Below are 22,399 nucleotides of genomic sequence, written 5' to 3'. Positions count from 1 at the left end.
GCGTGTGTTTAATCTCAGTAATGGTTGCCTGTCAGAGGGTAGGGGTAGTAAGATCGCGTGATTGAGCCAAAATCTCCAGGTAATCTTAAATCTGACATAATGTACATTATCGGAAAAAGGTTAGTTTTTGCGACCAGGCCGTCTTTAAGACTGCTAAGGTGGAATGTCAGGTATTTAAAGGTACAAACCTTTTTCAGCAAGGAGATGCATTATGGCTGATCGCGTACTACGCGGAATGTCAATCGGGGCGAACAGCCTCGAATCGGAGCAAGGCGTCGTCTTTGTTGAGCGTATGCAAGTCAAATACGAATGCATTTGTCAGAACGTATTTACCGTTCCTATGGCCACTGACGCAGAACCGCCAGCGACCTGGGAATGTGCACGTTGTGGTGAGGCCGCAATTCTTGTCGGAGCCAGCGAACCTGAGTCCGAATCGATTGCCAAGCCTCAGCGAACCCACTGGGATATGCTCTGCGAGCGCCGTACTGAAGAAGAACTTGAAGCTCTTCTGGAAGAACAGCTAAAGCTATTACGTTCCGGTAAGCTGCGGGCAGATACACGTTACCGTCAATCTGCCTAAATAACCTAGCGTCCTCGTTAACCCTCAGGGTCGACGAGGACGTTTTTTATACCCAAAAACGTCTAAACCAAGTGCCACAATTGCGGCAATTGAGCCCAGAATTAAGCCAATAACCTGGATTTCAGGGGCATATTTTACGGCGGGTGTAAGGGTCTTTCTAAGGCCAATGGTGGCCTTTAGGTAGGCAGACTCATTAAGTTTTGTGACTTGAGACACTGCTCCTTGTGGAGTTACCACCCCGGAGATCCCGTTCGTAGAAACTCCCACCGCCCAACGATCTGACTCCCGAGCACGAACCCTTAAAAGTTGGAACTGCTGGTAGGCCTCATAGGTCTTACCAAAGGAAGAGTTATTAGTGGGCACGTAAATAAATGTGCCGCCCTCCCTGATGCCACGCATCATATGCTGTTCGAAAGCCACTTCAAAACAGATACCAATCCCGGCAGTAACCGGATCCTTAGCAAGAGGAATCGTCAAGACGGCTGGTCCAGCCCCAGGAACCACTTCAGTGGGCAAAAGTTTATCCGTCTCCACAAAGTAGTTGAGGAACTTCTTAAACGGAATATATTCTCCAAAGGGTACGGGAATCTGCTTATCGTAGCTCAACTTTAGGGGATACTCCCCCTGCCAACCAGTTACCTGATTGTGCCGCCACAGTTTGGAATCGGGAGCCACAAAATACTGATTGACACCGTAAATAAAGGGCACCTTAAGATTAAGCGCCGAAAGCGGTTGAGCAATCTCAAAATGCTTTCGCGGGTCACGATCAAGGGCGGTCTCCCCCGCTAAAAATACTTGCACTTCACCTTGTGCGGCCCGGCCCGATTCAAGAGTCCTAATATGATTACCGCTGATTTTGCCTGGCTCAGCATAGCTTTCTTCTGGCGGCAGCGGGACTCCGCCCTGAACTAAACCTAGCGTCAGCTGCTGATCGTTTCCAAGAGGAAAACGCTGATGCGGAGCAAAAAGGAAACTAGAGACACCAATTAGAAGTAGCACCGCAAATGCTGCAGCAGTAGGTAAGGGCGAAAGATGCAGTCTAGGTAGGACGGCTAGGCCTGATAGACAATAGGCCGCAACTAGGGCCACCGAGAAGCTCAGTAGCACTTCCCCACCATAAGGAAGTAAGCCACCAAAGATTCCACCCACGCTAGCTTGTGCAGTAGTCCCCCACGGGAAGCCAGAAAGTGGCCACAGGCCCCTAATCAATTCAATCCCGGTCCAGAGGCTTGCGAAGAGTAATGGTCTCACACTACGCGGTAGGCGAGCCGAGGAGGCCGTCAGGAAACCCAGAAGCGCCCACCAGGCACTCTGAATAGCCACTAAGACAAACCAAGGAATCAGCGAGCCAATAGAAACCGAAGACCAGTAAATGAGCGGAGCAAAATAACTTACGCCCGCAACAAAACCCATTAGCGTGGCACGCTTGAGACTAGCACTATAGAAAACCCCGACCAGCAAGGTTAAGCCAATTAAAAACAGTGGTTCAAAACCCCAAGGCGACTGAGCACCCCACATAATAAGCCCGGCGAGGATGCTAACTAACGTAGAAATGAGTCCAAGACTCCAATTAGCATCACGCTGCTTTTTCCCTTTAGCCTTACTCTGCTTTAGATTCCGGACCACGCCACTACTCCCCTATTCAGTAGCCCGTTCACCGACTTGATTTGAGTGGCAAGCTCAGGACCTAAGGCTTCTTCAATATGCTGGGCCAGATCGATCGTGCGTTTCATCCAACGAACGAAATCCCCGGATGGTAACTGCGAAAGCTCTAGGCAAGTGGATAAATCCTCTCCTTGAGCCCAAGCAATTACAGAAGCGATCAACGATGGATCAATCGGCAAGGAGGGGTCAAGTTGATAGTGGGCCTCAAGATGCGCAAGTTCAGCTGCCAACTCTTGGGCGCGATTCAAGGCTTTTGATAGTGGTAGAGACACTAGTGGTGGCGCCACCCCCACGGAATCCCCTCGGGGTTCATAAACACAAGCTGCGATAAACCCAGCCGCTTCAATCGGATTTAGCTCCGCTAAAAGTCGATGTCTAAGTACTTGGGCGACCAACAGATCACGTTCAGCATGCAAACGTGCCAACATCTGCCCCCAAGAATTGAGCTCATAATCATCGGATAAATAGCCCAAATCTTTAAGTAGCGAAGTAATACGTTCAAAATCCGCCCCTAGGGAGGATTGCGAACTGGCGATCTTTTCCTGCAGCTTATCAATCTGTCGCTGCCAAGCAAAAGGTTCACGTAAAGCCGCAATATGCGACTCGAGTTTAGGACACTTGCCTACCGGATGGTTCCGTAGCTCGGCGCGGAGCTCATTTAGTGTCAGGACATCAGCAGAGGCACGATGATCAACGCCGGATTTAACAAAATTCTTCCCCGCCGCTTTAAGAGCTGACTGAACCTGAGCACGGTCTTTAGCCGATCGTGCAGAGAAATCAGGTCCCAGACGCTTACGACCGATCTTCTGGACGCCTTGAGGTGCAGTTTGGGCGTTCAAAAACTTTTGCCGCGCCGAGTTCGTAACCACCTCAACCGTAGGATCAGCCTGCAGAGGTGCCGCCGGCGTGACCACCACACCGAAGTGAAGCCGACGCCCGGCCTCATACGCGATTAAATCGCCCCTCTCCAAGGCTGCAAGTGACTGACGGGCATAGGCTTGGGCTCCTTGGCGGGCCTTCTTCGCCACCAGTTTTTCCTGCTCAGAAAGGCGTTGGCGGAGCGCCATAAACTCCCCCACATCACCAAGTTCGCACTGCGATTTCTTTTTGAACTTCGCCAAGCGATGTTCCAAGGTACGAATCTCTTTAACGTAGCCAACCACATTTCGGTCAGCTTGATACTGAGCGAAAGACTGCTCCAAAATCTTCTTTGCATCCTGCGGACTATAACGGGCCAGCAGATTTGCAACCATGTTGTAGGTGGGCACGAAGGCACTTCTAAGCGGATATGAACGCCTTGAGGCCAAGGCCCCGACCTGTTTCGGGGTAATGCCCTCCCGAGCTAAGACGACCGCGTGTCCCTCAACGTCAATACCTCGGCGGCCCGCCCGCCCGGTCAACTGTGTATATTGACCAGGAGTAAGTAAGACGTGTTCTGCCCCGTCCCACTTAACTAGGTTTTCTAACACGACCGTGCGCGCAGGCATGTTGATTCCCAAAGCTAAGGTTTCGGTAGCAAATACGACCTGAACTAAGCCGGCCTGGAACAAATGCTCCACAACTTCTTTCAAAAGCGGCAATAGACCCGCATGGTGGGCGGCGAAACCGCGGGTAACGGCAGCTCGGAACGCATCCAGATTCAAAGCCGCATAGTCAGAAGCAGGTAATGACTCAAAGGCCTGATCTAAATACTGATCAATCTCTTCTGCCTGTGCGGCAGTAGTTAAACAAATCCCCGAGCGGAGCGCATCAAAAAGAGCATCATCACAGGCCGCACGCGAAAAAATAAAATAAATGGCCGGAAGTAGGTGCGCCTTCCGAAGCTTCTCAATTACTACCGGACGGGGCGCAGGACGTAAACGATTCTGATGGTAGCGCCCTCGGCCAAAATCACCTCTACGACCACGAGGGCGTGAATCGCGCCCCTGTCCCAGCGCCGCCTCTTTAAAGGAGGCCTCAAGCTCTGGGTTAATCCGCCGGAAATTCGAACGTTCCGGACCGATAGAAGAATCCACCCGACCAGTAGGATAGAGATCAAAAAGACGCTTACCCACCATCATCTGCTGCCAGAGCGGAACTGGGCGTTCTTCAGAGACAATCACCCGGGTATCGCCGCGAACCTGCCCCAACCACGAGCCAAACTCTTCCGCATTAGAAACTGTGGCTGAAAGACATACCAGCTGCACACTTGCGGGAAGATGCAAAATCACCTCTTCCCAAACGGGACCACGGAAGCGATCAGCTAAATAGTGAACCTCATCTAGAACCACAAAAGCCAGATCATCCAAAGGCTTTTGGGTATAGAGCATATTACGCAGGACCTCAGTAGTCATAACCACGATCGGCGCCTGCCCATTAATGCTGACATCACCCGTTAAAAGCCCAACCTGATCGGCCCCATGCTTATGCGTAAACTCTTTGAACTTCTGGTTAGAAAGCGCCTTAATCGGGGTTGTATAGAAAACTCGCTGTCCTCGAGAAAGGGCAAGCTGCAGAGCAAACTCGCCCACAATGGTTTTACCGGCACCCGTAGGGGCGGCCACCAAGACCGACTCCCCCGCTTCTAGCGCTTTCGCACCCTGAAGCTGAAAATCGTCTAAAGGAAAATCGAAACCCGCGGCGAAACGACCGACCTCGGTCTTTTCAATCTGTTGACGGGCCTTAAACCGAGCATAATCACCAGCCGGGCCAGCCTGATTAACCAGATCTGAAGCTTCGTTTTCACTACGCTTCCGGTGTCGTTTACGTTTCGGCATAGGCACACTTTCTGGCTAATCGAACTACCAACAGGAGGCATGGCTAGATTAGCATTAGCGGGGTGCCCACCCGGGAGCGGACACCCCTACAAACGCTATTGGCAGAACTCAGAGGTTACTAGGGAAGCCCCATCAACCGGCTTCGTGATAAGTCCCGAAGACTTCAAAAACTCAACCATCTGCGTGCCCTGGGTCGGACCAAAATTCTGGCAAGTCGCCGACTGCGGTAACAGCGGTAAGGTGGCCTGCCAAGTGGCCTTCGCGGCCTCGGAAATTGCCTTCTCATTTAGATCCGGGATATACGCGCCAGAAGCTTGCATCGCCAAATTCGGATCCTGAGCCAAGTCCCCATAGGTCTTAAAAAAGCCCTTGACCACGTTCTTTACCGAAGCCGGATTGGCCTGAGCATACTTCTTCGTGGTGATGATACTAGCGCCCAGCAGTTTACCCTGGGTAGGAATCTCAATGGCCGTGGCCCCCAAATCCAAAGTCTGGAACTGGACCGCGTCATTATTCTTGAAGCCCACCAGAGCATCAACGCGACCAGAAGAAAAAGCCGCCCGCTGGGTATAGCCAATCTCTACGATCTGTACATCCTCGGGAGCTAAACCAACCGATTTCAATGCCAACAAGAGACCAAACCAGTTCTCACCGAAACGACCCGGCACACCCACACGCTTACCCTTCAGATCTGAAAGGCTCTTGATGCCCGAATCCTTCGTCGCCAAGACCTCTACCGGATGCTGCTCATAATAGGGAGAAACAACCAAGAGATCATCAGCTTGCTCTGCCGCGACGGCCGCTTCATCAGCACCTGCGATCACGAAATTTTCCTGGCCGGAACGCAAGGCGTTAAAGAGTCCCTCATTCTGCCCATGGTGACGAAGCTCGACCTGCTGCGCACCGAAATTCTTTTCCGAAACGGCAGCGTAAGCAGGCGCAAACTGAATATTAGGGATATAGGTAAGACCCACGGTAACTGCTGGCAGAGCAGTTGCTACCTCGGGCGAGGACACAGCCTGAGGCGCGGCCGAAGAATCACTATTAGCACATGCCCCCAGTGGCAAGACCAAAGCGGAAGCTAAAACGAGTCCGGAAACTCGCAGAAATGACCGATAAGGGCCAGAGTTGGTGGAAAGTAGTCGCATGACATTACTCCTTGGTATCCCGAAGGGCCCTTAAGGTCCTTGATTGACGCTCCAGAATGGAAATTCCAGAGAAAATAACTGCCGCCAAAGAGATCAACACCAGTGTTGTCGCAAAAAGGCCGGTCATATCAGCAGCAGCAGATTGTGCGGAAAGTCGAGCCCCTAAGCCCTGGCCCCCCATCACAAATTCACCGACCACAGCGCCGGTGATAGAAAGCGTAAAACCGGTTCGGAAACCAGCTAAGACCGCGGGCAGTGCCATCGGCCCTTCAATATGGAACAGTAGCTGGAAGGAATTGGCTCCATCCAAACGGGCCGCCTCTAATACTTCCCGAGGCAGCGAACGGAAACCCAAAACCGTATTAACCAAGATAGGGAAAAACACGATCAGCGCACAGAGCAGGACTATAGCCCGGAGCCCATAACCCACCCAAATTACTAGGAGCGGTGCTAGAGCTACTGCCGGGATGGATTGGGAAAGCGCTAAGAGCGGTTCGGAGGCGGCAGAAATAAACCGGGAGCGGTACATTACGTAAGCTAAGGGCAAGGCCACCGCAGCCGCACAGAGTGAGCCGAGGACCGCCTCTGTGGCGGTATCCCCCACCGCAGACCAGAATAGCGGACTTTGAACATCACGTAAGAGGCGCTGAGCGACACTCAAAGGGCCAGGAAGAATCGCGTCTTGAGCAATCAAAATTGCTAAGACTAGCCAAAGTAGCAGTAGGAAAACCACCCCGATAAGGGTGGCCACCCCTGGCCTAAAGTGGCGTTTGTTCAAAATAAAAACTCCCGGTCTCTATGAAGACACCGGGGTAAAACAGAGGTGCAAAAATTACACCCCTGTCGGGAAATCGTGCGCCTCCCATCCGGACTTTAACCGTCGGTGCTGGAGTTCCACCAGCTCAACCGTTAACAAGTAACGGGTCGCGGACTATAACCGCCGGTTCAGACTTTCACTGACCCCGGTGCACGTTTAATAAGAAAACCATAACCCCACTAAGGTAAATGAAGCAAGTGCGACATGCTCTTAGTGAATATGGGCGCGAGCTGCCTCCCGCAGTCTAGAAATCTCTAAACCGGGACTATCCGAGCCGAAAACAGCCGAACCGGCCACGAAGAAATCAGCACCAGCTTCTGCTGCCAAGGCAATATTATCGGCCTTCACTCCCCCATCAACCTGGAGGCGAATATCCAGATTTTCCCGAGCTAAACGAGACCGAATCTGGCGCACCTTGGCCAACATCTCCGGCATGAACGACTGCCCACCAAACCCAGGCTCCACAGTCATCACCAGCACCATGTCAAACTCGGTTAAAATCTGATCTAAGACCGAAACCGGAGTCGAAGGCTTCAGAGCAATAGCCGGGCGCGCACCAAGCCGTCGAATTTCTCTTGCGACCTTCACCGGGTCTTGGCAAGCCTCAAAATGGACCGTCACCGACTCGCTTCCCGCCTCCGCATAAGCGGGCGCTAAGCGGTCCTGATCGGAAATCATCAGGTGCACATCCAGCGGTAGCTTTTGCGAGCGTGCTAGCGCCTCCACAGTAGGCAATCCCCAAGTTAAGTTAGGGACAAAATGATTATCCATAATATCGACGTGAACCGCGTCTGCCGCGGAGATCCGATCCAGCTCGGCGGCTAAATTCAACGGATCAGCACTCAAAATTGAGGGTGCCACCCAGAAACGCTTCATCCTAGACCTTTCGCAACACACTCAAGAACATGGCGTCGGTACCACCGTGGTGGGGCCACAACTGAAGAGTACCTTGCTCTGAAAGTAATTCTTGCAAGGGCTGAGGCACAAACTCTGAAATATCGACTAGTTCAACCCGCTTTTCAGCGAGTAGGCGGTTAACTTGCCCAGTCGTCTCATCAACCTGCGGGGAGCACGTGATATACCCCAATAGCCCGCCTGGACGTAGCACTTCCAGCGCGGCATCGATAAGTTCGCTTTGGAGTACCAATAGATCCTTTAGATCCTTAGGTTTCTTAGTCCAGCGTGCCTCAGGACGACGACGTAACGAACCCAAACCAGTACAGGGAGCATCCAGCAGGATCCGGTCAAATGCCTCAATCAAGTCATCTTCTTTCGGGAGCCGACGCCCATCCCCCAAGCGGATCCGGTAGCTTTGACGATCGAACGCCCGCAAAGACTTTTGGACCAGCTTCGCGCGATGCGGATGAACCTCATTGGCGATCAGCTGCGCACCAGATTCTTGGGCGTAACCGCACAATAGCGCCGCCTTACCACCCGGGCCCGCACACATATCGAGCCAAAAATCATCCTTGCCTTCCAAAGGAACCTTAGCAAAAATCTCGGTTACTAACTGAGAGCCCTGATCCTGTACCCCAGCTAGACCATCGACCACGGCAGGAACCTTAGCCGGAACCCCGGAAGCCATGACCACGGCGTTATCTGCCAGCTCTCCAGCAGAACCGCGCGCGCCCACCTCGTCAAGAAGTTCGGACTGTGAAATAAGTGCCGGGCGGGCAGCCAGAACCACCTTAGCGGCCTCGTTATCGGCGGCTAAAAGAGCTTCCAGTTCCTCTGAACGCCCCTGTTCCTTTAGCGCCTCAAAAAAGGCCTTCGTAATCCAACGAGGATGCGAGTACTGTAGAGAGAGGCGGTCCAGTTCAGGTTCGTCCTGGCCAACTAGGTTGAACCATTCTTCTGGGGTCTTTTCTGAAACTCGGCGCAGAACCGCATTAACCAAGCGAGAGGGGCCATCAGAGGCCACCTGACGGGCCACGTCTACCGTCGCAGCCAAGGCCGCATGGGCGGGGACTCGCATATTGATGAGCTGGTGAGTGCCCAGTCGCAGGACGTCCAAAATCAGCGGATCCAGATCCGAAAGTGGCATAGTAGCGCAGTTGCTTAAGATTGCGTCATAGTAGCCCTGCATACGCAAAGCCCCATAGGCCAATTCCAGGGAGAAAGCCGCGTCCCGGCCGCTCAAGCCATAATCTGAGAGCGTTGCTGAAGCAACCAAATTGGCGTAGGCACCCTCTTCTCGAACCTGAGCCATAATATCCAAAGCGGCTAACCTAGCCGGATCCGCGGCTCGCTTCTTCCGGTAGCCGTCACGGTACTTCTTCTCAGGCATCTAAAGTCACCCCTAAACGGTCCTGCTCACCCAAGTGAGCACCTCGGGCCCAGTCAGCGGCATTCATCCAGCCCTTACCGGCTGGAGCAACCCGGGAAAGCTCCACCATCGTGTTATCAGCGCACACCACGCTCACCGAACGCTTAGAAACCACTAGGGAACCGGGAAGTAGATCAGAAGGCGCCGCCTCGTCAAGGACCATCACGGGCTCAAGCTTTAAACGTTGGGGCTCAGAGTCTGGTTGGTGACGCAAAGTCCAAGCTCCCGGTGCCGGTGTAACCGCATTAATACGGCGCTTAACGGTCACCGCGGGAACCTCGAAACTAATCCCGGTGTCGCTACTATCCAACTTGGGTGCCAAGGTCATACCAGCCTCTTTTTGGCGCATCGGCATAACACTGCCATCCTTGATCTGTTCGAGCACATTCAAGATCACGCGCGCACCTGTCTCAGAGAGTTCAGAGAGCACCTGGCCGGTGGTCGCATCAGGATCCAAGGGGTACTTACGTCGTGCATAAAGCGGACCCGTATCCAGCCCTTCATCGAGCATGAAAACGCTCAGGCCGATCTCTTCATCACCAGCCTGAATCGCCCGCTGCACGGGAGCCGCACCACGCCACCTAGGCAGGGCCGAAAAATGCAGATTTAGCCAACCCATAGGAAGTGCTTCCAGGGCTTTAAGCGGAATCAAAGCACCGTAGGCAACCACAATGGCTACCTGAGGGCCCAGGTCCAAAATCTGTGCAAGCACCTCTGGCTGTTTCAAAGAATCAGCTTTAATAACGGGCAAGCCTGCTTCCTCGGCAACCTGGGCAACAGGTGAGGAAACCAGTTTCCGTCCGCGCCCAGCCCGGGCATCGGTTCGGGTTAGAACACCAACAACTTGGTGTTCGGATTCAAGAAGCGCACGCAGGGGTGCAACGGCAACATCTGGGGTACCAACAAATAAAACACGCATCAGTCATATTGTAATGCCAAGCCACCGGCAAATGACGGACGAAGCGGCGGCCCGGACGGCAAGAGCTTTCTCAGGTTAAAGACTGGGGCTGAACCTTCACCAAGAAACGCTCATTTCTGAGCGCACCAATCTGCGAACGGTACTCCCCTAGTGCTCCAGCAACCTCGGAAGCCTGATCCCAAGGCGCTACCACCACCAGTCGGTAGGGCTCAAAAATCGAGGTTTCAGTGCGGGCCTCTTGGGCGACCTCTCCCCTAGTTAGAATGGGCGGATAAATAGTTACAGCGTCGCTACTAAACCGCTCTGAAAGTCGCTCATAGAGCTCTTGAAGGGCCGCTTGGGATCCAGAAACCTGCGCCAACCATACTGCTGGGGGCAGCGGAATCTGGCGGCGTTCGGCTAACTCCTCCTCTAAAAATGGCAGGCAACGACCAGTTAACAGAGCCTGGCGAATAGGAACCGGAAGGAGGCCAGAAAGAATCAGTGACCCATTATCTGCCAAGCGTGAGCGCAGGCGCAGCCAATCAGTGATGGCCTTTGATTCAGCTTCAAAATCTGGTAGGCGCAAGGCCATACTGGTGTCTAGCACCAGCGCGGCGCCGAAACCCTGTGGGGCGAAAGGTTCACTTCCGGGAGTAGCCACCACGATCTGAGCTCGTTCCCGCACTTCCTTAATGATGCCACGAGCCGCAGAAGAAACCAGAACCGGAATCTGGGGAAAGGCCCGACCCAGTTCTTCTGCCGTCCGGTCAGCCCCAATCCGACCGGCTCGGAAGTTAGTTCCTTGGCATTCACTGCAGCGATATTGGGTGGGCTTCGTACCGCACCAGGCGCAAGCCATGGTCTCAAAGGGGCTGGTGGTGTTAGCACTGCTAGTGGAACTTAGGGGGCCGCCGCACCGTTTACAGGCGGCGCGGGTCCCACAGCTACGACAGGTAATCGTGGGGATATAGCCGCCTGAACGAACACTGACCAGTACTGGCAGGCCCTGATCGAGCGCCTTCTTTAACTGGTGATGGGCGAACTGGGGCAGCCTTGACCACGCCGAGGCACCGGCCCGCTCTGCCTGTACTTCATCTTGATATATCAGTTGCAAACCGCGCTTTTGCCACTGTTGCCTAGTGGGGGCAATTAGATGCATACCCGCGTTTTGAAGTTGCCAGCAGTCCCAGAGACTTGGGGCTAGGGAACCCAAAATAAGTGCCGTGTTTTCGATTCGCGCACGGATTTTTGCAATCTCCCAGGTGGCCGCATAGGGCGCTTTGGGGCTTTGTAGCGAATCATCACCACTACCCAAAACTAGGATCAATTCTAGGTCTGCTACCGGAGCCCAAATCGCACTACGGGTACCAATCACGAACTTGCTGATCCCTGATTTAACCTCAAGGAACATGCGATATCTTTCGGCGGCACTAAGCTCATGGTGCATTACCGCAGCTTCGACGGGCAGTTGGCCGGATAATTCGTCTGCTAGCGCTTGAGCTTCCCGGGCCGTGGGAACCACTATTAGTACGCCAGCGTTCCTTACTAGGAGTGGCGAGAGTAGCTCAGTAAGCGCGGGAGCATCGAAATCCGAGGTATGCGTTGCCGGCTGATACTGCCAGATGGCCTGTGGCTGATCGCCGCTTAGCAGGTGCTTTAGAAAGGGTTCCCCCAGCTGGTAGGCCGTGAATGCACCCGCGGGTTCCGGTAGGGCAGCCGGTTCGTCTTCACTGGGCACTTCTGGGGATGCAACCGAACTACCGGACGCCGAAGTTTCCTGAACAGCCTGCTTCCCGTCCCCTGCTGATAGCGACTTAAGGAAAGCTTTCTCAGCGCTGACGTGGCGCGCCGGAATAGCCGCGCGTAGAAGCTGACTGGCCGTGCCGACTCGCCAATGGGCAACCTGTTTAATCGCTTGCCAAACTGGTGCGGTAAGCAGCGGGAAGGGCGAAAGAACCCGCAGGATAGGTTGTAGTTGCCCCTGAAAATCAGAGTGATCGGTTAGCTCTACAACCCAACCAATACGTTTTGAGCCGGCCAGTTTTACCTCTACGGGGACCCCGATCTGAACGTCTTTAACTAGTTCCTCTGGGACGAGGTAGTCAAATGCGGAGCTCAGATGCGCGGGCACCCCGGTTAACACCACCGAAGCAACCACCCCGGGGTGATCAATCAGTGGTGAAAAGAGGCTAGATTCCGGCACGAAGGGCTTCCACCCGGTTGGTTTCTTCCCAGGGCAGCCCCGGACGGCCAAAGTGGCCATAAGCTGCGGTTTGGGCGTAGATCGGACGCAGTAGGTCAAGGTCGCGGACGATTGCAGCGGGACGCAGGTCGAAGTTCTGACGGACCAGTTCCGCGATCTGAGCGTCTGGGATGACACCGGTGCCATAAGAGTTGACCCAGAGGGAAACGGGGTGGGAGGAACCGATCGCGTATGAAACCTGGAGCTCTACGCGCTTAGCAATGCCGGCAGCCACCAAGTTCTTAGCGATCCAACGCATGGCGTACGAGGCAGAGCGGTCAACCTTCGACGGGTCCTTACCAGAGAAGGCGCCGCCACCGTGACGGGCCATACCACCGTAGGTGTCAACAATGATCTTGCGTCCGGTTAGGCCAGCGTCACCAGCAGGACCACCGATGACGAACTTGCCGGAGGGGTTGACCTGGTAGGTTACTTCGCTGAGGTCTAGGTCCAGACCAGATTCCTGAAGTACCGGATCAATCACTTCCTTTGCCACCAGTTCCTGGATCTGCTCTAGCTGCAGGTCAGCGCTGTGCTGAGTGGAGACTAGGACGTTGCGGACTGCAACCGGGCGATCCCCGTCGTAAGCGAGGGTTACCTGGGTCTTGCCGTCCGGGTAGAAGCCTTCCACAATGCCATCTTTACGCACCTGGGTGAGACGCTGGGCAAGGCGGTGAGAAAGCCAAATCGGAGCAGGCATCAGGTCAGGGGTCTCATCACAGGCGTAGCCGAACATGAGGCCTTGGTCGCCGGCACCCTGAAGATCAAGTTCGTCGGTATTCTGTCCTAGACGCTGCTCAAGAGAAGAGTTAACGGCAGCTTCAATATCGCTGGACTGCTGACCAATGGATACACAAACACCGCAGGAGCGCGCATCAAAACCAACCTCTGAAGAGGTGTAGCCGATGATTTCTAGTTCCCGACGGACGATTTCGGGGATTTCCACGTAGGCTTCGGTGGTAACTTCACCGACGACGTGGATGAGGCCCTTGGTGGCTAGGGTTTCTACTGCAACGCGTGACTTGGGATCCTGCTCTAGCAGGGCGTCAAGGATGGAGTCAGAAATCCGGTCACAGACTTTATCGGGGTGTCCCTCAGTGACGGATTCGGAAGTAAATAGCTGCATTTAAAACTCCTAGGATGAAGCCGCATCCTTGAGGATGCTCTGGTTGATGATAATTTCAATAATTTTTTCGGCGACAAGCTGCTTGGATCCGGCAGCTTGTCCAAGGATTTCGCCCTGTCGGTTAATGACCTGGACCTGGTTGGGACGGTCCCCGAAGCCCTGTTCGTTTCCGACCTGGTTATAAACCAATAAATCCGCCTGCTTGGCTTGGATTTTCCGTTTGGCGAAGTCCAGGCCAGCCTGTCCCCCGGCGGTTTCCGCGGCGAAGCCTACCAACACTTTGCCTTCCCGAGGACGCGCCCCCAACTGGGCTAGCAGGTCTGGGTTTTTTACCAGCTCAAGGGAGAAGGTATCTGAGGCGGTTTTCTTAAGTTTTTCTTCGCTCACCACGGCCGGACGGTAATCGCTGACCGCCGCGCACATGATTAGAACGTCTAGCGAGTCAAAAAGCTCATCGAGGGCTTTCTCCAGTTCGAGCGTGGAAGAAACCTTGACCTCTTCAACGCCCTCTGGAAGGGGAACCTCCATATTGACGTTAACTAGCGTAACTTTTTGTGCCCCGGCTTTTAGTGCTGCTTCAGCTAGGGCGGCCCCTTGGCGTCCAGAAGAACGGTTCGAAAGGAATCGTACTGGATCGATTGGCTCCCGGGTTCCACCCGCGGTAACTACCACATGCTTGTCCCGCAAGGGTGAGTCGGCTAGCTGATCAGCGTTGGTAGCTTCAGTTTCGCTATGGGTGTGGGAACGGAATTGGGATTCAAAGCGAGCGAAGATTTCTTCGGGTTCAGCTAGGCGCCCTTCCCCGCTATCGCCAGAGGTTAGATCACCAGAAACCGGGCCAATAAAGTGATAGCCACGGGCGCGAAGTTTCGCTACGTTTTCTTTGACTGCGGGTGCCTGCCACATTTGGGTGTGCATGGCGGGGCAGATGAAAACCGGGCAGGTAGCGGTCAGGAAGGTGGTGGTGAGCATGTCGTCAGCAATACCGTTGCTGATCTTTCCGATCAGGTTAGCGGTAGCTGGCACTAGGATGACGGCATCTGCCTGTTTGCCTAGGTTGACATGCAAAGAATCCGCGGCCCCAGTGAATGGGTCCACGGTTACGGGGTGACCAGAGACTGCTTCCCAAGTGGCAGCCCCAACCATACGCAAGGCGTTAGCGGTAGGAACCACGTGCACATCGTAGCCGGCTTTTTTGAGGAGCCGAACGACTGTGACCGCTTTGAATGCGGCGATTCCACCACTAACGCCTACCAGTACGGAAGCCGAAGCGGATTGCGACACTGTTACTCGCTAATAGCCGTATCAGTGTAGAAGTTCAGCTTGCCTTCAGCGATCTCATGCATGGAGATGGAAAGCGGCTTCTGATCGGGTTCGGTCTCTACTAGCGGCGGGACGCCCTGGATCATGCCAGCGGAACGCTGACGCAAGTAGGTGTTAATTTCGCGTGCACGACGTGCCGAGTAAACGACTAGGGCGTACTTGGAATCGACCTGCTCCAATAGATCATCGATAGGAGGAGAGGTAATACCTTCGGGGTGTGCCACAATACCGGTTGTCATGAATTTCCTTAATCTGAGAGCGGTTAAAGCTATCGGTTACCGTGCTATTCTACGCTAATCCCGTAACCTGGGCTAGGTCAGCCACGCACTTTTCCACTGTGTCATTGGTGATAACCACATCAAATTCGCACTGTGCGGCCAGTTCCTCACGAGCTGTTTGCAGGCGTCGTTCCTGTTCCTCGGGAGATTCCGTCCCTCGCCCTACTAGGCGTTCGCGTAGGACTTCGAAGGAAGGCGGGGCGATAAAAACCTGCTTGGCTTCCGGCATCGACTGACGGATTTGCCTAGCGCCGGCTAGATCCACCTCCACGATCACCTGCTGCCCCTTGGCGACCGCGTCCGCAACCGGCTGACGCATGGTGCCGTAAAGGTTCAAGCCATGAACTTCTGCCCATTCGAGCATCTGCCCGGCGGCAATCATTTTTTCGAAATCTTCCCGGGTGACGAAGTGGTAGTGAACCCCATCTTCTTCTCCGGGACGAGGATTACGAGTAGTTGCAGAAACCGAATAGACGAGTTCTGGATACAGTTCACGCAAACGCGTAAGAACCGTGCCTTTACCGACTGCTGTGGGACCTGCTACTACTGTTACCTGACCTAAACTCATGGGCAGAATCCTAGCTCAGGGCTCCCTTTGCTTCAAGTACGGTCTTTGAGAAGGCTTCCTGTAGACCGGTAGCCTGGGGACCACCGGCAGCCACAGAACGAGAGGCAGAGGCGAGGACGAAGGGCGCCGGAGTCCCGAAAACCTCACGGATTTCCTTTCCGCCAGCTCCCTGCGCTCCGACTCCGGGGGCCAACAGCGGGCCGGTAAAGTCCGAGAAGTCTAGCCCCACTCGACGGGCAGCATCCCCCACCGTGGCACCAACTACTAGGCCAAAGGAACCATGAGCGCCCTCGGAAAGCAGGTTGTTTCGGTCCTGGACCTCCTGCGCCACCCGGGCGGCAACGCTGACCGAATCCACTGCCGAGACACAGTGCTGGATCGAGGCGCCCTCGGGGTTCGAAGTCAAAGCCAAAATGAAGGCGCCTTTATTGTTCTCAGCTGCCAGTTCAAAAGCCGGCTGCAGTGAGCCCACGCCTAAGAAGGGAGAAAGGGTGACTGCGTCGGCCTCGAAATCAGCACCGGGCGTCATAAAAGCCTGCGCATAGGCGGTCATGGTAGAGCCAATATCACCACGCTTAGCATCAAGGATGGTCAGGACTCCCTGCTCGCGGCAGGCACCCAAGAAGTCCGCCAAGGCGGTCATACCAGCTACCCCATGACGTTCAAAAAGGGCTGCCTGGGGCTTGAAGATCGCCACTCGGTCCCCTAGCGCACTGAGCATTTCGAAGGCAAAGTTTCGTACGCCTTCAGCGCTATCAGAAAGCTGCCAAGAAGCGAGGGAGGCCGGATGCGGGTCCACTCCCACGCAAACCGGGCCGAACTCTTCGACCTTTGCGGCTAGGCGTTCGCCAAAGTTAGTCTTGCTCATGCTTCCTTACCTGCTTTCCTTAGTGCGTAGTGCTCCTGGAGGGAACAAACTTCGAAGCTTTCCTTACGTAGTACTTCGATAGCTCGAACCGCGGCAGAAAGCTGCTGGATGGTGGTGATGATCGGCTTTTCGGCAGCCGTTGTGGTGGTTCGGATTTCGTAACCATCGGCGCGGGCACCCTGGCCGGAAGGCGTGTTAATCACTAGGTCAACCTGGCCTTCGGCAATCAGATCAATAATGGTGGGTTCGCCATTGGGGCCGCGACCATCAGAGGCCTTGCGAACCACGGTCGCCTCAATACCATTACGGCGTAGCACCGTGGCCGTACCCTTGGTAGCGAGGACTTCGAAGCCCATCTGGACGAGGCGCGCGATGGGGAGCACTAGGTTGCGCTTATCGCGGTCGGCAATGGACACGAAGAGCTTACCGGAGGTCGGGAGCGTAATCGAAGCACCGGCTTCTGCCTTAGCGAAGGCGCGCGGGAAGTCGCGGTCAAAGCCCATTACTTCACCGGTAGAGCGCATTTCCGGGCCTAGGACGGTATCTACAATGGCGCCCTCTTTAGTGCGGAAGCGACGGAACGGTAGGACTGCTTCCTTAACGGCAATGGCACCGCCGTATTCTTCCGTGTTCAGTTCGGTGTCAGGTAGGATGCCCTGTTCCTTCAGCTGGGCAATGGTTGCCCCGGTCATAATGCGTGCTGCCGCGGCCGCCAAGGGCACGCCGGTTGATTTGGCCACAAACGGTACCGTGCGGGAGGCACGCGGGTTAGCTTCAATCACGTACAGCACGTCAGAGAGTAGCGCGAACTGGATGTTAATCAGGCCGCGCACGCCCACCCCGGCGGCAATCGCTTCGGTGGCGCGGCGAATCTGCTTTAGCTGCTTCGCCGAAAGGGTCATGGGCGGCAACACGCAGGCGGAGTCACCAGAGTGAATCCCGCATTCCTGAATGTGCTCCATAACGCCACCGAGGAACAGCTCCGTACCGTCATATAGGGCATCGACGTCGATTTCGATCGCGTCATCAAGGAAGCGGTCAATCAACAAGGGGCCAGCATTTTCAGAGACCTGACCAACGCCCACGCGTCGTAGGTAATCTTCGAAACCAGCCTCGTCATAGATGATTTCCATGCCGCGACCGCCGAGGACGAATGAGGGTCGAGCCAGTACGGGGTAACCGATTTCGCTGGCCACTTCAAGGGCGCGCGAGGCGGTAGTAGCAGTGCCGTGGGCGGGTGCCGCCAACTTTGCGCGGTCCAGTACCGCCCCGAACAGCTCGCGGTCTTCTGCGGCGTCGATCGCATCCGGGCTGGTGCCAAGGATGGTGACGCCCTCGGCTTCCAAAGCCTTTGCTAGACCCAGCGGAGTCTGACCGCCGAGTTGGACGAGGACGCCCGCGATCGGGCCCGCCTGGGATTCCGCATGAATAACCTCTAGTACGTCTTCAAGGGTCAGCGGTTCGAAGTACAGACGATCAGAGATGTCGTAGTCAGTAGAAACCGTTTCGGGGTTGCAGTTAACCATGACGGTCTCATAGTCATCTCGCAGGGTGATAGCCGCGTGGACACAAGAGTAGTCAAACTCAATACCCTGACCAATACGGTTCGGGCCCGAACCCAAAATAATCACGGCCGGACGTTCGCGCGGCTGAACTTCCGTTTCCTGATCATAGGAGGAATAGTGGTAGGGCGTATTGGCCGCGAACTCGGCCGCGCAGGTATCCACGGTCTTGTAAACGGGACGCAAACCAAAGGCATGGCGCATTTCGCGAATGGTAGCCTCGCTGCGGCCTCGGATCTGACCGATCTGGACGTCAGAGAAGCCGTGACGCTTAGCCTTACGAAGTACCTCAGGACGCAAGCCGTCGGCCTGGGCGACCTCGTCGGCAACTTCCTGCAGAAGGAAGAGCTGGTCAACGAACCAGGGGTCAATCTTGGTGGCTTCCACAACCTGTTCTAGGGTGGCGCCGCCTCGAATAGCCTGCTGGATCTGAACCAAACGGCCCTCGGTAGGAGTCTTAGCGGCCTCAAGGAGTTCCGCGACCTGCTCCGGGGTTGGGACTGGGCCCGACCAGTGCAAGCCCACGCCCTTCTTGTCGATGGAACGAACCGCCTTATTCAAAGCTTCCGTAAAGCAGCGGCCCAAGGCCATCGCTTCACCAACGGACTTCATCGTGGTGGTCAGGGTCGGGTCAGAAGCCGGGAACTTTTCGAAGGCAAAACGCGGAACCTTGACGACCACGTAGTCTAGGGCCGGCTCGAAGGAGGCCGGGGTGGAACCGGTAATGTCATTGCGGATCTCATCTAGGGTGTAGCCGACCGCCAAGCGGGCCGCAATCTTCGCGATCGGGAAGCCGGTAGCCTTAGAGGCTAGCGCGGACGAACGTGAAACACGCGGGTTCATTTCGATGACAATCACGCGGCCGGTTTCCGGGTGTACAGCGAACTGGATATTACAGCCACCGGTATCAACGCCGACCTCACGGATAACGGCAATACCGATATCGCGCAGCTTCTGCAGTTCGCGGTCTGTCAGCGTCAAGGCTGGCGCCACGGTAATCGAGTCACCCGTGTGTACACCAACGGGATCAACGTTCTCAATCGAGCAGACAACCACCACGTTGTCTGCCTTATCGCGCATAAGCTCGAGTTCGTATTCCTTCCAGCCCAGGATGGATTCTTCCAGCAGGACCTCAGTAGTACGCGACTGCTGCAAGCCAAGGCCGGCAATCTGGCGTAGTTCGGTCTCATTGAAGGCAATGCCAGAACCCAGACCGCCCATGGTGAAGGACGGGCGAATCACGATTGGGTAGCCCAGTGTATCAGCGGCAGCTAGGACCTCATCCATGGTGTGGGCGATCTCTGAGCGACAAACCTCTGCGCCGCACTTTTCGACGATGGCCTTGAACTGGTCACGGTCTTCACCGGCGTCGATGGCGGCCGCATTCGCACCGATCATCTCTACGCCGTAGCGGTCTAGAATGCCCGCTTCGGACAGTGCCATTGCCGCATTCAAAGCGGTCTGGCCACCAAGGGTCGGGAGTAGTGCGTCCGGCTTTTCCTTCGCGATAATCTTTTCTAGTACCGGAACGGTAATAGGCTCAATGTAGGTAGCATCCGCAACGCCCGGGTCGGTCATGATAGTTGCCGGGTTCGAGTTCACGAGGATGACCCGGATACCTTCATTTCGTAGGACGCGGCAGGCCTGGGTGCCAGAATAGTCAAACTCGCAGGCCTGGCCGATCACGATCGGACCGGAGCCGATAACCAGCACGGAGTTAATATCGTTACGCTTAGGCATTCTTGGCCTCCTGGGCGGCAGTCTTTTGCATTAGTTCTAGGAATCGGGGGAAGAGGTAGGCAGCGTCGTGAGGGCCAGCTGCGGCCTCGGGGTGGTACTGCACGGAGAAGGCCGGCAAGTCTAGGCAGCGGAGCCCTTCCACTACCCCATCGTTGAGGGAGACGTGGGAGACTTCAACATTTCCGTAGCGACCATTTTCGAAGGGGGCGACCGAGGCGCCGGTAGTTGGGGCATCAACCGCGAAACCGTGGTTGTGAGCAGTGATTTCGACCTTGCCGGTGGTACGGTCTAGCACCGGTTGGTTAACGCCACGGTGACCATAACCGAGCTTGTAGGTGCCATACCCTAGCGCGCGTCCCAGCAGCTGGTTACCGAAGCAGATACCAAAGTAGGGAATCTTGGCATCTAGGACGGCACGTAGTAGGTTTACTTGGCTATCGGCTGTGGCCGGGTCACCGGGGCCATTAGAGAAGAAGACACCATCGGGATTTACTGATTTTAGGTCTTCGAAGGTGGCGTTAGCCGGGAACACGTAAACCTGCATGCCAAGGTGGCTCATGTGGTACGGGGTGCGGTTCTTCAGGCCGAGGTCGAGCGCGGCCACCCGGGCTAGCGGTTCCTTGCCGGCAAAGTCGCCTGCTGGTTCCACGACGTACATTTCGGTGGTCGACACTTCGTCGGTTAGGTTGGCACCTTCCATCTGGGGGCTGGCTTGTACGATTGCCACCAGTGCTTCCACCACGGGCGTGGTTAGGTATTCGGCACCTGCGGGCAGTGCTGAACCAGAGAAGATGCCGGCGCGCATGGCGCCGCGTTCACGAATATGACGGGTGAGGGCGCGAGTATCAACCCCGCTAATACCGACTACCTGCTGGTCGCGCAAGTAATCTTCTAGTTCGCCGTCGGCACGCCAGTTGGAAGCGCGTCGGGCCGCGTCGCGGACCACGTAGCCGGCTACCCAGATTTGGGCGGACTCGGGATCCTGCTGATTGACGCCGGTGTTACCGATGTGGGGTGCGGTCTGGACCACGATCTGCTTGTGGTAGGAGGGGTCCGTTAGGGTTTCTTGGTATCCGGTCATGCCGGTTGAGAACACAATCTCACCGACCGTCTTGCCGCGGTAGCCGTAGGCGGTACCTTGGAAGACTTGACCGTCTTCTAGTACCAGTAATGCCATTTCTTCAGTCATCACTGAATCCCTTCTTCAACTGGGCGACCTTCCTTAACGGTCATCTTGCCTTGGTAGAACGTGTAGAGTACCTGGCCGGGCAATTCCATCCCGGCGTAGGGCGTATTTTTGGACTTGGAGTATTGACGATCCGGGTCTACCACGCGGGTGACGCTAGGATCGACTAGACAGAGGTTGGCGGGCTCCCCTACTTCTAGGGGGCGTCCCTGCTGGTCGGAGACACCACCGATGCGGGCGGGGTTTACCGAAAGTACCTGCACGACCTGTTCCCAGGTAAAGTGTCCGGGCTGCACCATGGTTTTGATAATGATTGGTAACGCAGTTTCCAGACCGGTCATACCGAAGGCTGCCTCATCCCAGGGGCAATCCTTGGTTTGGGCCGGGTGCGGGGCGTGGTCGGTGCCGACAATGTCGATAGTTCCGTCACGTAGGCCTTCAAGGACGGCGAGGCGATCGTTCTCGGTCCGTAGTGGCGGGTTGACTTTGAAGCGCGCATCTAGGGTGTGCGCTTGTTCGTCGGTTAAGTAGAGGTGGTGCGGGGTAGCTTCGGCCGTAATCTTGACGCCGCGCGCTTTCGCATCACGGACTAGGCGAACAGAACCAGCGGTAGAGAGGTGGCAGACGTGGACGCGAGCGTTGAGGTGTTCAGCCAGGATGATATCGCGGGCGACGATGATCTCTTCTGCCGCTGCGGGCCAGCCGCGCAGACCAAGTTGTCCGCTGACGACGCCCTCGTTCATCTGGGACCCGGCGGTAAGGGTCGGTTCCTGAGCATGCTGGGCGATTACCCCATCGAAGGTGGAAACGTATTCGAGGGCGCGGCGCATCAGGGCCGAATCCCAGACACACTTGCCGTCGTCAGAGAAGACTTTCACTTGCGCTTTAGATTTATTCATGGCGCCTAGTTCAGCTAGAGCGTGTCCCTCGAGGTTCTTTGAGACGGCCCCGACCGGACAGACCTGGACGAATCCGGCACGCTCTCCTAGTTCGAGGACCTTTTCCACGACGAGGGCGTTATCGGCTACCGGGGAGGTGTTCGCCATGGCGTGAACGCAGGTATAACCACCAACCGCTGCAGAACGGGTTCCGGTGTAGACGGTTTCTGCCGCGCTGCCACCGGGTTCACGCAGGTGGGTATGTAGGTCGACGAGGCCGCGTAGAGCGACTAGGTTGGTTCCATCGATTACTTGGGGATCCTCGACAGTTTCCGCAGCCTGGGGGCCACGTCCTACAATCTGACCGTCCTTGAAGGCTAGGTCAGTTGGTTCGGCGCCTTCGATGGAGACGTTTTTGATTAGGTATTGAGTCAT

Annotated in this window: 17 protein-coding genes and 1 riboswitch; of the genes, 1 reads left to right on the top strand and 16 read right to left on the bottom strand. The window is 55.6% G+C overall.

Annotated elements, in window-relative coordinates; genetic code table 11:
* Nucleotides 1-211 precede the first annotated feature (211 nt).
* Nucleotides 212-580 (top strand): RNA polymerase-binding protein RbpA, encoded by a 369-nt coding sequence (locus BSR28_RS04215; RefSeq protein ID WP_073713437.1) that lies wholly within the window; start codon nt 212-214, stop codon nt 578-580.
* Between the two features lie 24 nt (nt 581-604).
* On the opposite strand, the gene lnt is transcribed toward BSR28_RS04215, so the two are convergent.
* The 16 genes from lnt to BSR28_RS04135 all read right to left on the bottom strand — a co-directional run bounded on the left by lnt (nt 605) and on the right by BSR28_RS04135 (nt 22,399).
* Nucleotides 605-2,098: an apolipoprotein N-acyltransferase gene (gene lnt, locus BSR28_RS04210; RefSeq protein WP_143237571.1), complete on the bottom strand. Its 1,494-nt coding sequence runs from the start codon at nt 2,096-2,098 to the stop codon at nt 605-607.
* A 92-nt stretch (nt 2,099-2,190) separates the two neighbouring features.
* The gene (locus BSR28_RS04205; RefSeq protein ID WP_083563023.1) at nt 2,191-5,001 is read right to left on the bottom strand and encodes a DEAD/DEAH box helicase; all 2,811 of its coding nucleotides are present in this window, start codon (nt 4,999-5,001) and stop codon (nt 2,191-2,193) included.
* Between the two features lie 95 nt (nt 5,002-5,096).
* Complete coding sequence (locus BSR28_RS04200) at nt 5,097-6,149, bottom strand: ABC transporter substrate-binding protein (RefSeq protein WP_073713435.1); 1,053 nt, start codon at nt 6,147-6,149, stop codon at nt 5,097-5,099.
* 4 nt (nt 6,150-6,153) lie between these two features.
* Nucleotides 6,154-6,927: an ABC transporter permease gene (locus BSR28_RS04195; protein ID WP_073709110.1), complete on the bottom strand. Its 774-nt coding sequence runs from the start codon at nt 6,925-6,927 to the stop codon at nt 6,154-6,156.
* A 72-nt stretch (nt 6,928-6,999) separates the two neighbouring features.
* A riboswitch (FMN riboswitch) is annotated at nt 7,000-7,123 on the bottom strand.
* 53 nt (nt 7,124-7,176) lie between these two features.
* Nucleotides 7,177-7,842 (bottom strand): ribulose-phosphate 3-epimerase, encoded by a 666-nt coding sequence (gene rpe / locus BSR28_RS04190; protein ID WP_073713434.1) that lies wholly within the window; start codon nt 7,840-7,842, stop codon nt 7,177-7,179.
* Nucleotide 7,843: 1 nt separating this feature from the next.
* On the bottom strand, nt 7,844-9,253 hold the full coding sequence (locus BSR28_RS04185) for an RsmB/NOP family class I SAM-dependent RNA methyltransferase (protein WP_073713433.1): 1,410 nt from the start codon (nt 9,251-9,253) through the stop codon (nt 7,844-7,846).
* Nucleotides 9,246-10,211, bottom strand: coding sequence for a methionyl-tRNA formyltransferase (gene fmt / locus BSR28_RS04180; protein WP_073713432.1), 966 nt, complete (start codon nt 10,209-10,211; stop codon nt 9,246-9,248). The genes BSR28_RS04185 and fmt overlap by 8 nt, the downstream gene beginning before the upstream one ends.
* Before the next feature lie 70 nt (nt 10,212-10,281).
* Nucleotides 10,282-12,396, bottom strand: a complete 2,115-nt coding sequence (locus BSR28_RS04175) for a primosomal protein N' family DNA-binding protein (protein WP_073713431.1) — start codon at nt 12,394-12,396, stop codon at nt 10,282-10,284.
* Nucleotides 12,383-13,561, bottom strand: coding sequence for a methionine adenosyltransferase (metK, locus tag BSR28_RS04170; RefSeq protein WP_073709105.1), 1,179 nt, complete (start codon nt 13,559-13,561; stop codon nt 12,383-12,385). Before metK ends, BSR28_RS04175 begins: the two co-directional genes overlap by 14 nt.
* A gap of 9 nt (nt 13,562-13,570) precedes the next feature.
* Entirely contained in the window at nt 13,571-14,845 is a 1,275-nt protein-coding gene (gene coaBC / locus BSR28_RS04165) for a bifunctional phosphopantothenoylcysteine decarboxylase/phosphopantothenate--cysteine ligase CoaBC (protein WP_073713430.1), read from the bottom strand.
* Nucleotides 14,846-14,847: 2 nt separating this feature from the next.
* Nucleotides 14,848-15,123 carry a DNA-directed RNA polymerase subunit omega gene (gene rpoZ / locus BSR28_RS04160; RefSeq protein WP_073709103.1) on the bottom strand — a complete coding sequence of 92 codons (276 nt, stop codon included), beginning with the start codon at nt 15,121-15,123 and terminating at the stop codon, nt 14,848-14,850.
* A gap of 49 nt (nt 15,124-15,172) precedes the next feature.
* Nucleotides 15,173-15,730 carry a guanylate kinase gene (gmk, locus tag BSR28_RS04155; protein WP_073713429.1) on the bottom strand — a complete coding sequence of 186 codons (558 nt, stop codon included), beginning with the start codon at nt 15,728-15,730 and terminating at the stop codon, nt 15,173-15,175.
* 10 nt (nt 15,731-15,740) lie between these two features.
* The gene (gene pyrF, locus BSR28_RS04150) at nt 15,741-16,598 is read right to left on the bottom strand and encodes an orotidine-5'-phosphate decarboxylase (protein ID WP_073713428.1); all 858 of its coding nucleotides are present in this window, start codon (nt 16,596-16,598) and stop codon (nt 15,741-15,743) included.
* Complete coding sequence (carB, locus tag BSR28_RS04145; protein ID WP_073713427.1) at nt 16,595-19,900, bottom strand: carbamoyl-phosphate synthase large subunit; 3,306 nt, start codon at nt 19,898-19,900, stop codon at nt 16,595-16,597. The genes pyrF and carB overlap by 4 nt, the downstream gene beginning before the upstream one ends.
* Nucleotides 19,893-21,089 carry a glutamine-hydrolyzing carbamoyl-phosphate synthase small subunit gene (gene carA, locus BSR28_RS04140; RefSeq protein WP_198928929.1) on the bottom strand — a complete coding sequence of 399 codons (1,197 nt, stop codon included), beginning with the start codon at nt 21,087-21,089 and terminating at the stop codon, nt 19,893-19,895. Before carA ends, carB begins: the two co-directional genes overlap by 8 nt.
* Nucleotides 21,089-22,399, bottom strand: coding sequence for a dihydroorotase (locus BSR28_RS04135; protein WP_073713425.1), 1,311 nt, complete (start codon nt 22,397-22,399; stop codon nt 21,089-21,091). The genes carA and BSR28_RS04135 overlap by 1 nt, the downstream gene beginning before the upstream one ends.

It is taken from the genome of Boudabousia liubingyangii, assembly GCF_001907245.1.
In the GTDB taxonomy this organism is placed as follows: Bacteria; Actinomycetota; Actinomycetes; order Actinomycetales; family Actinomycetaceae; genus Boudabousia; species Boudabousia liubingyangii.
The sequence above is the reverse complement of the archived record's forward strand: the minus strand, read 5'-3'. Positions and strand labels throughout refer to the sequence as shown.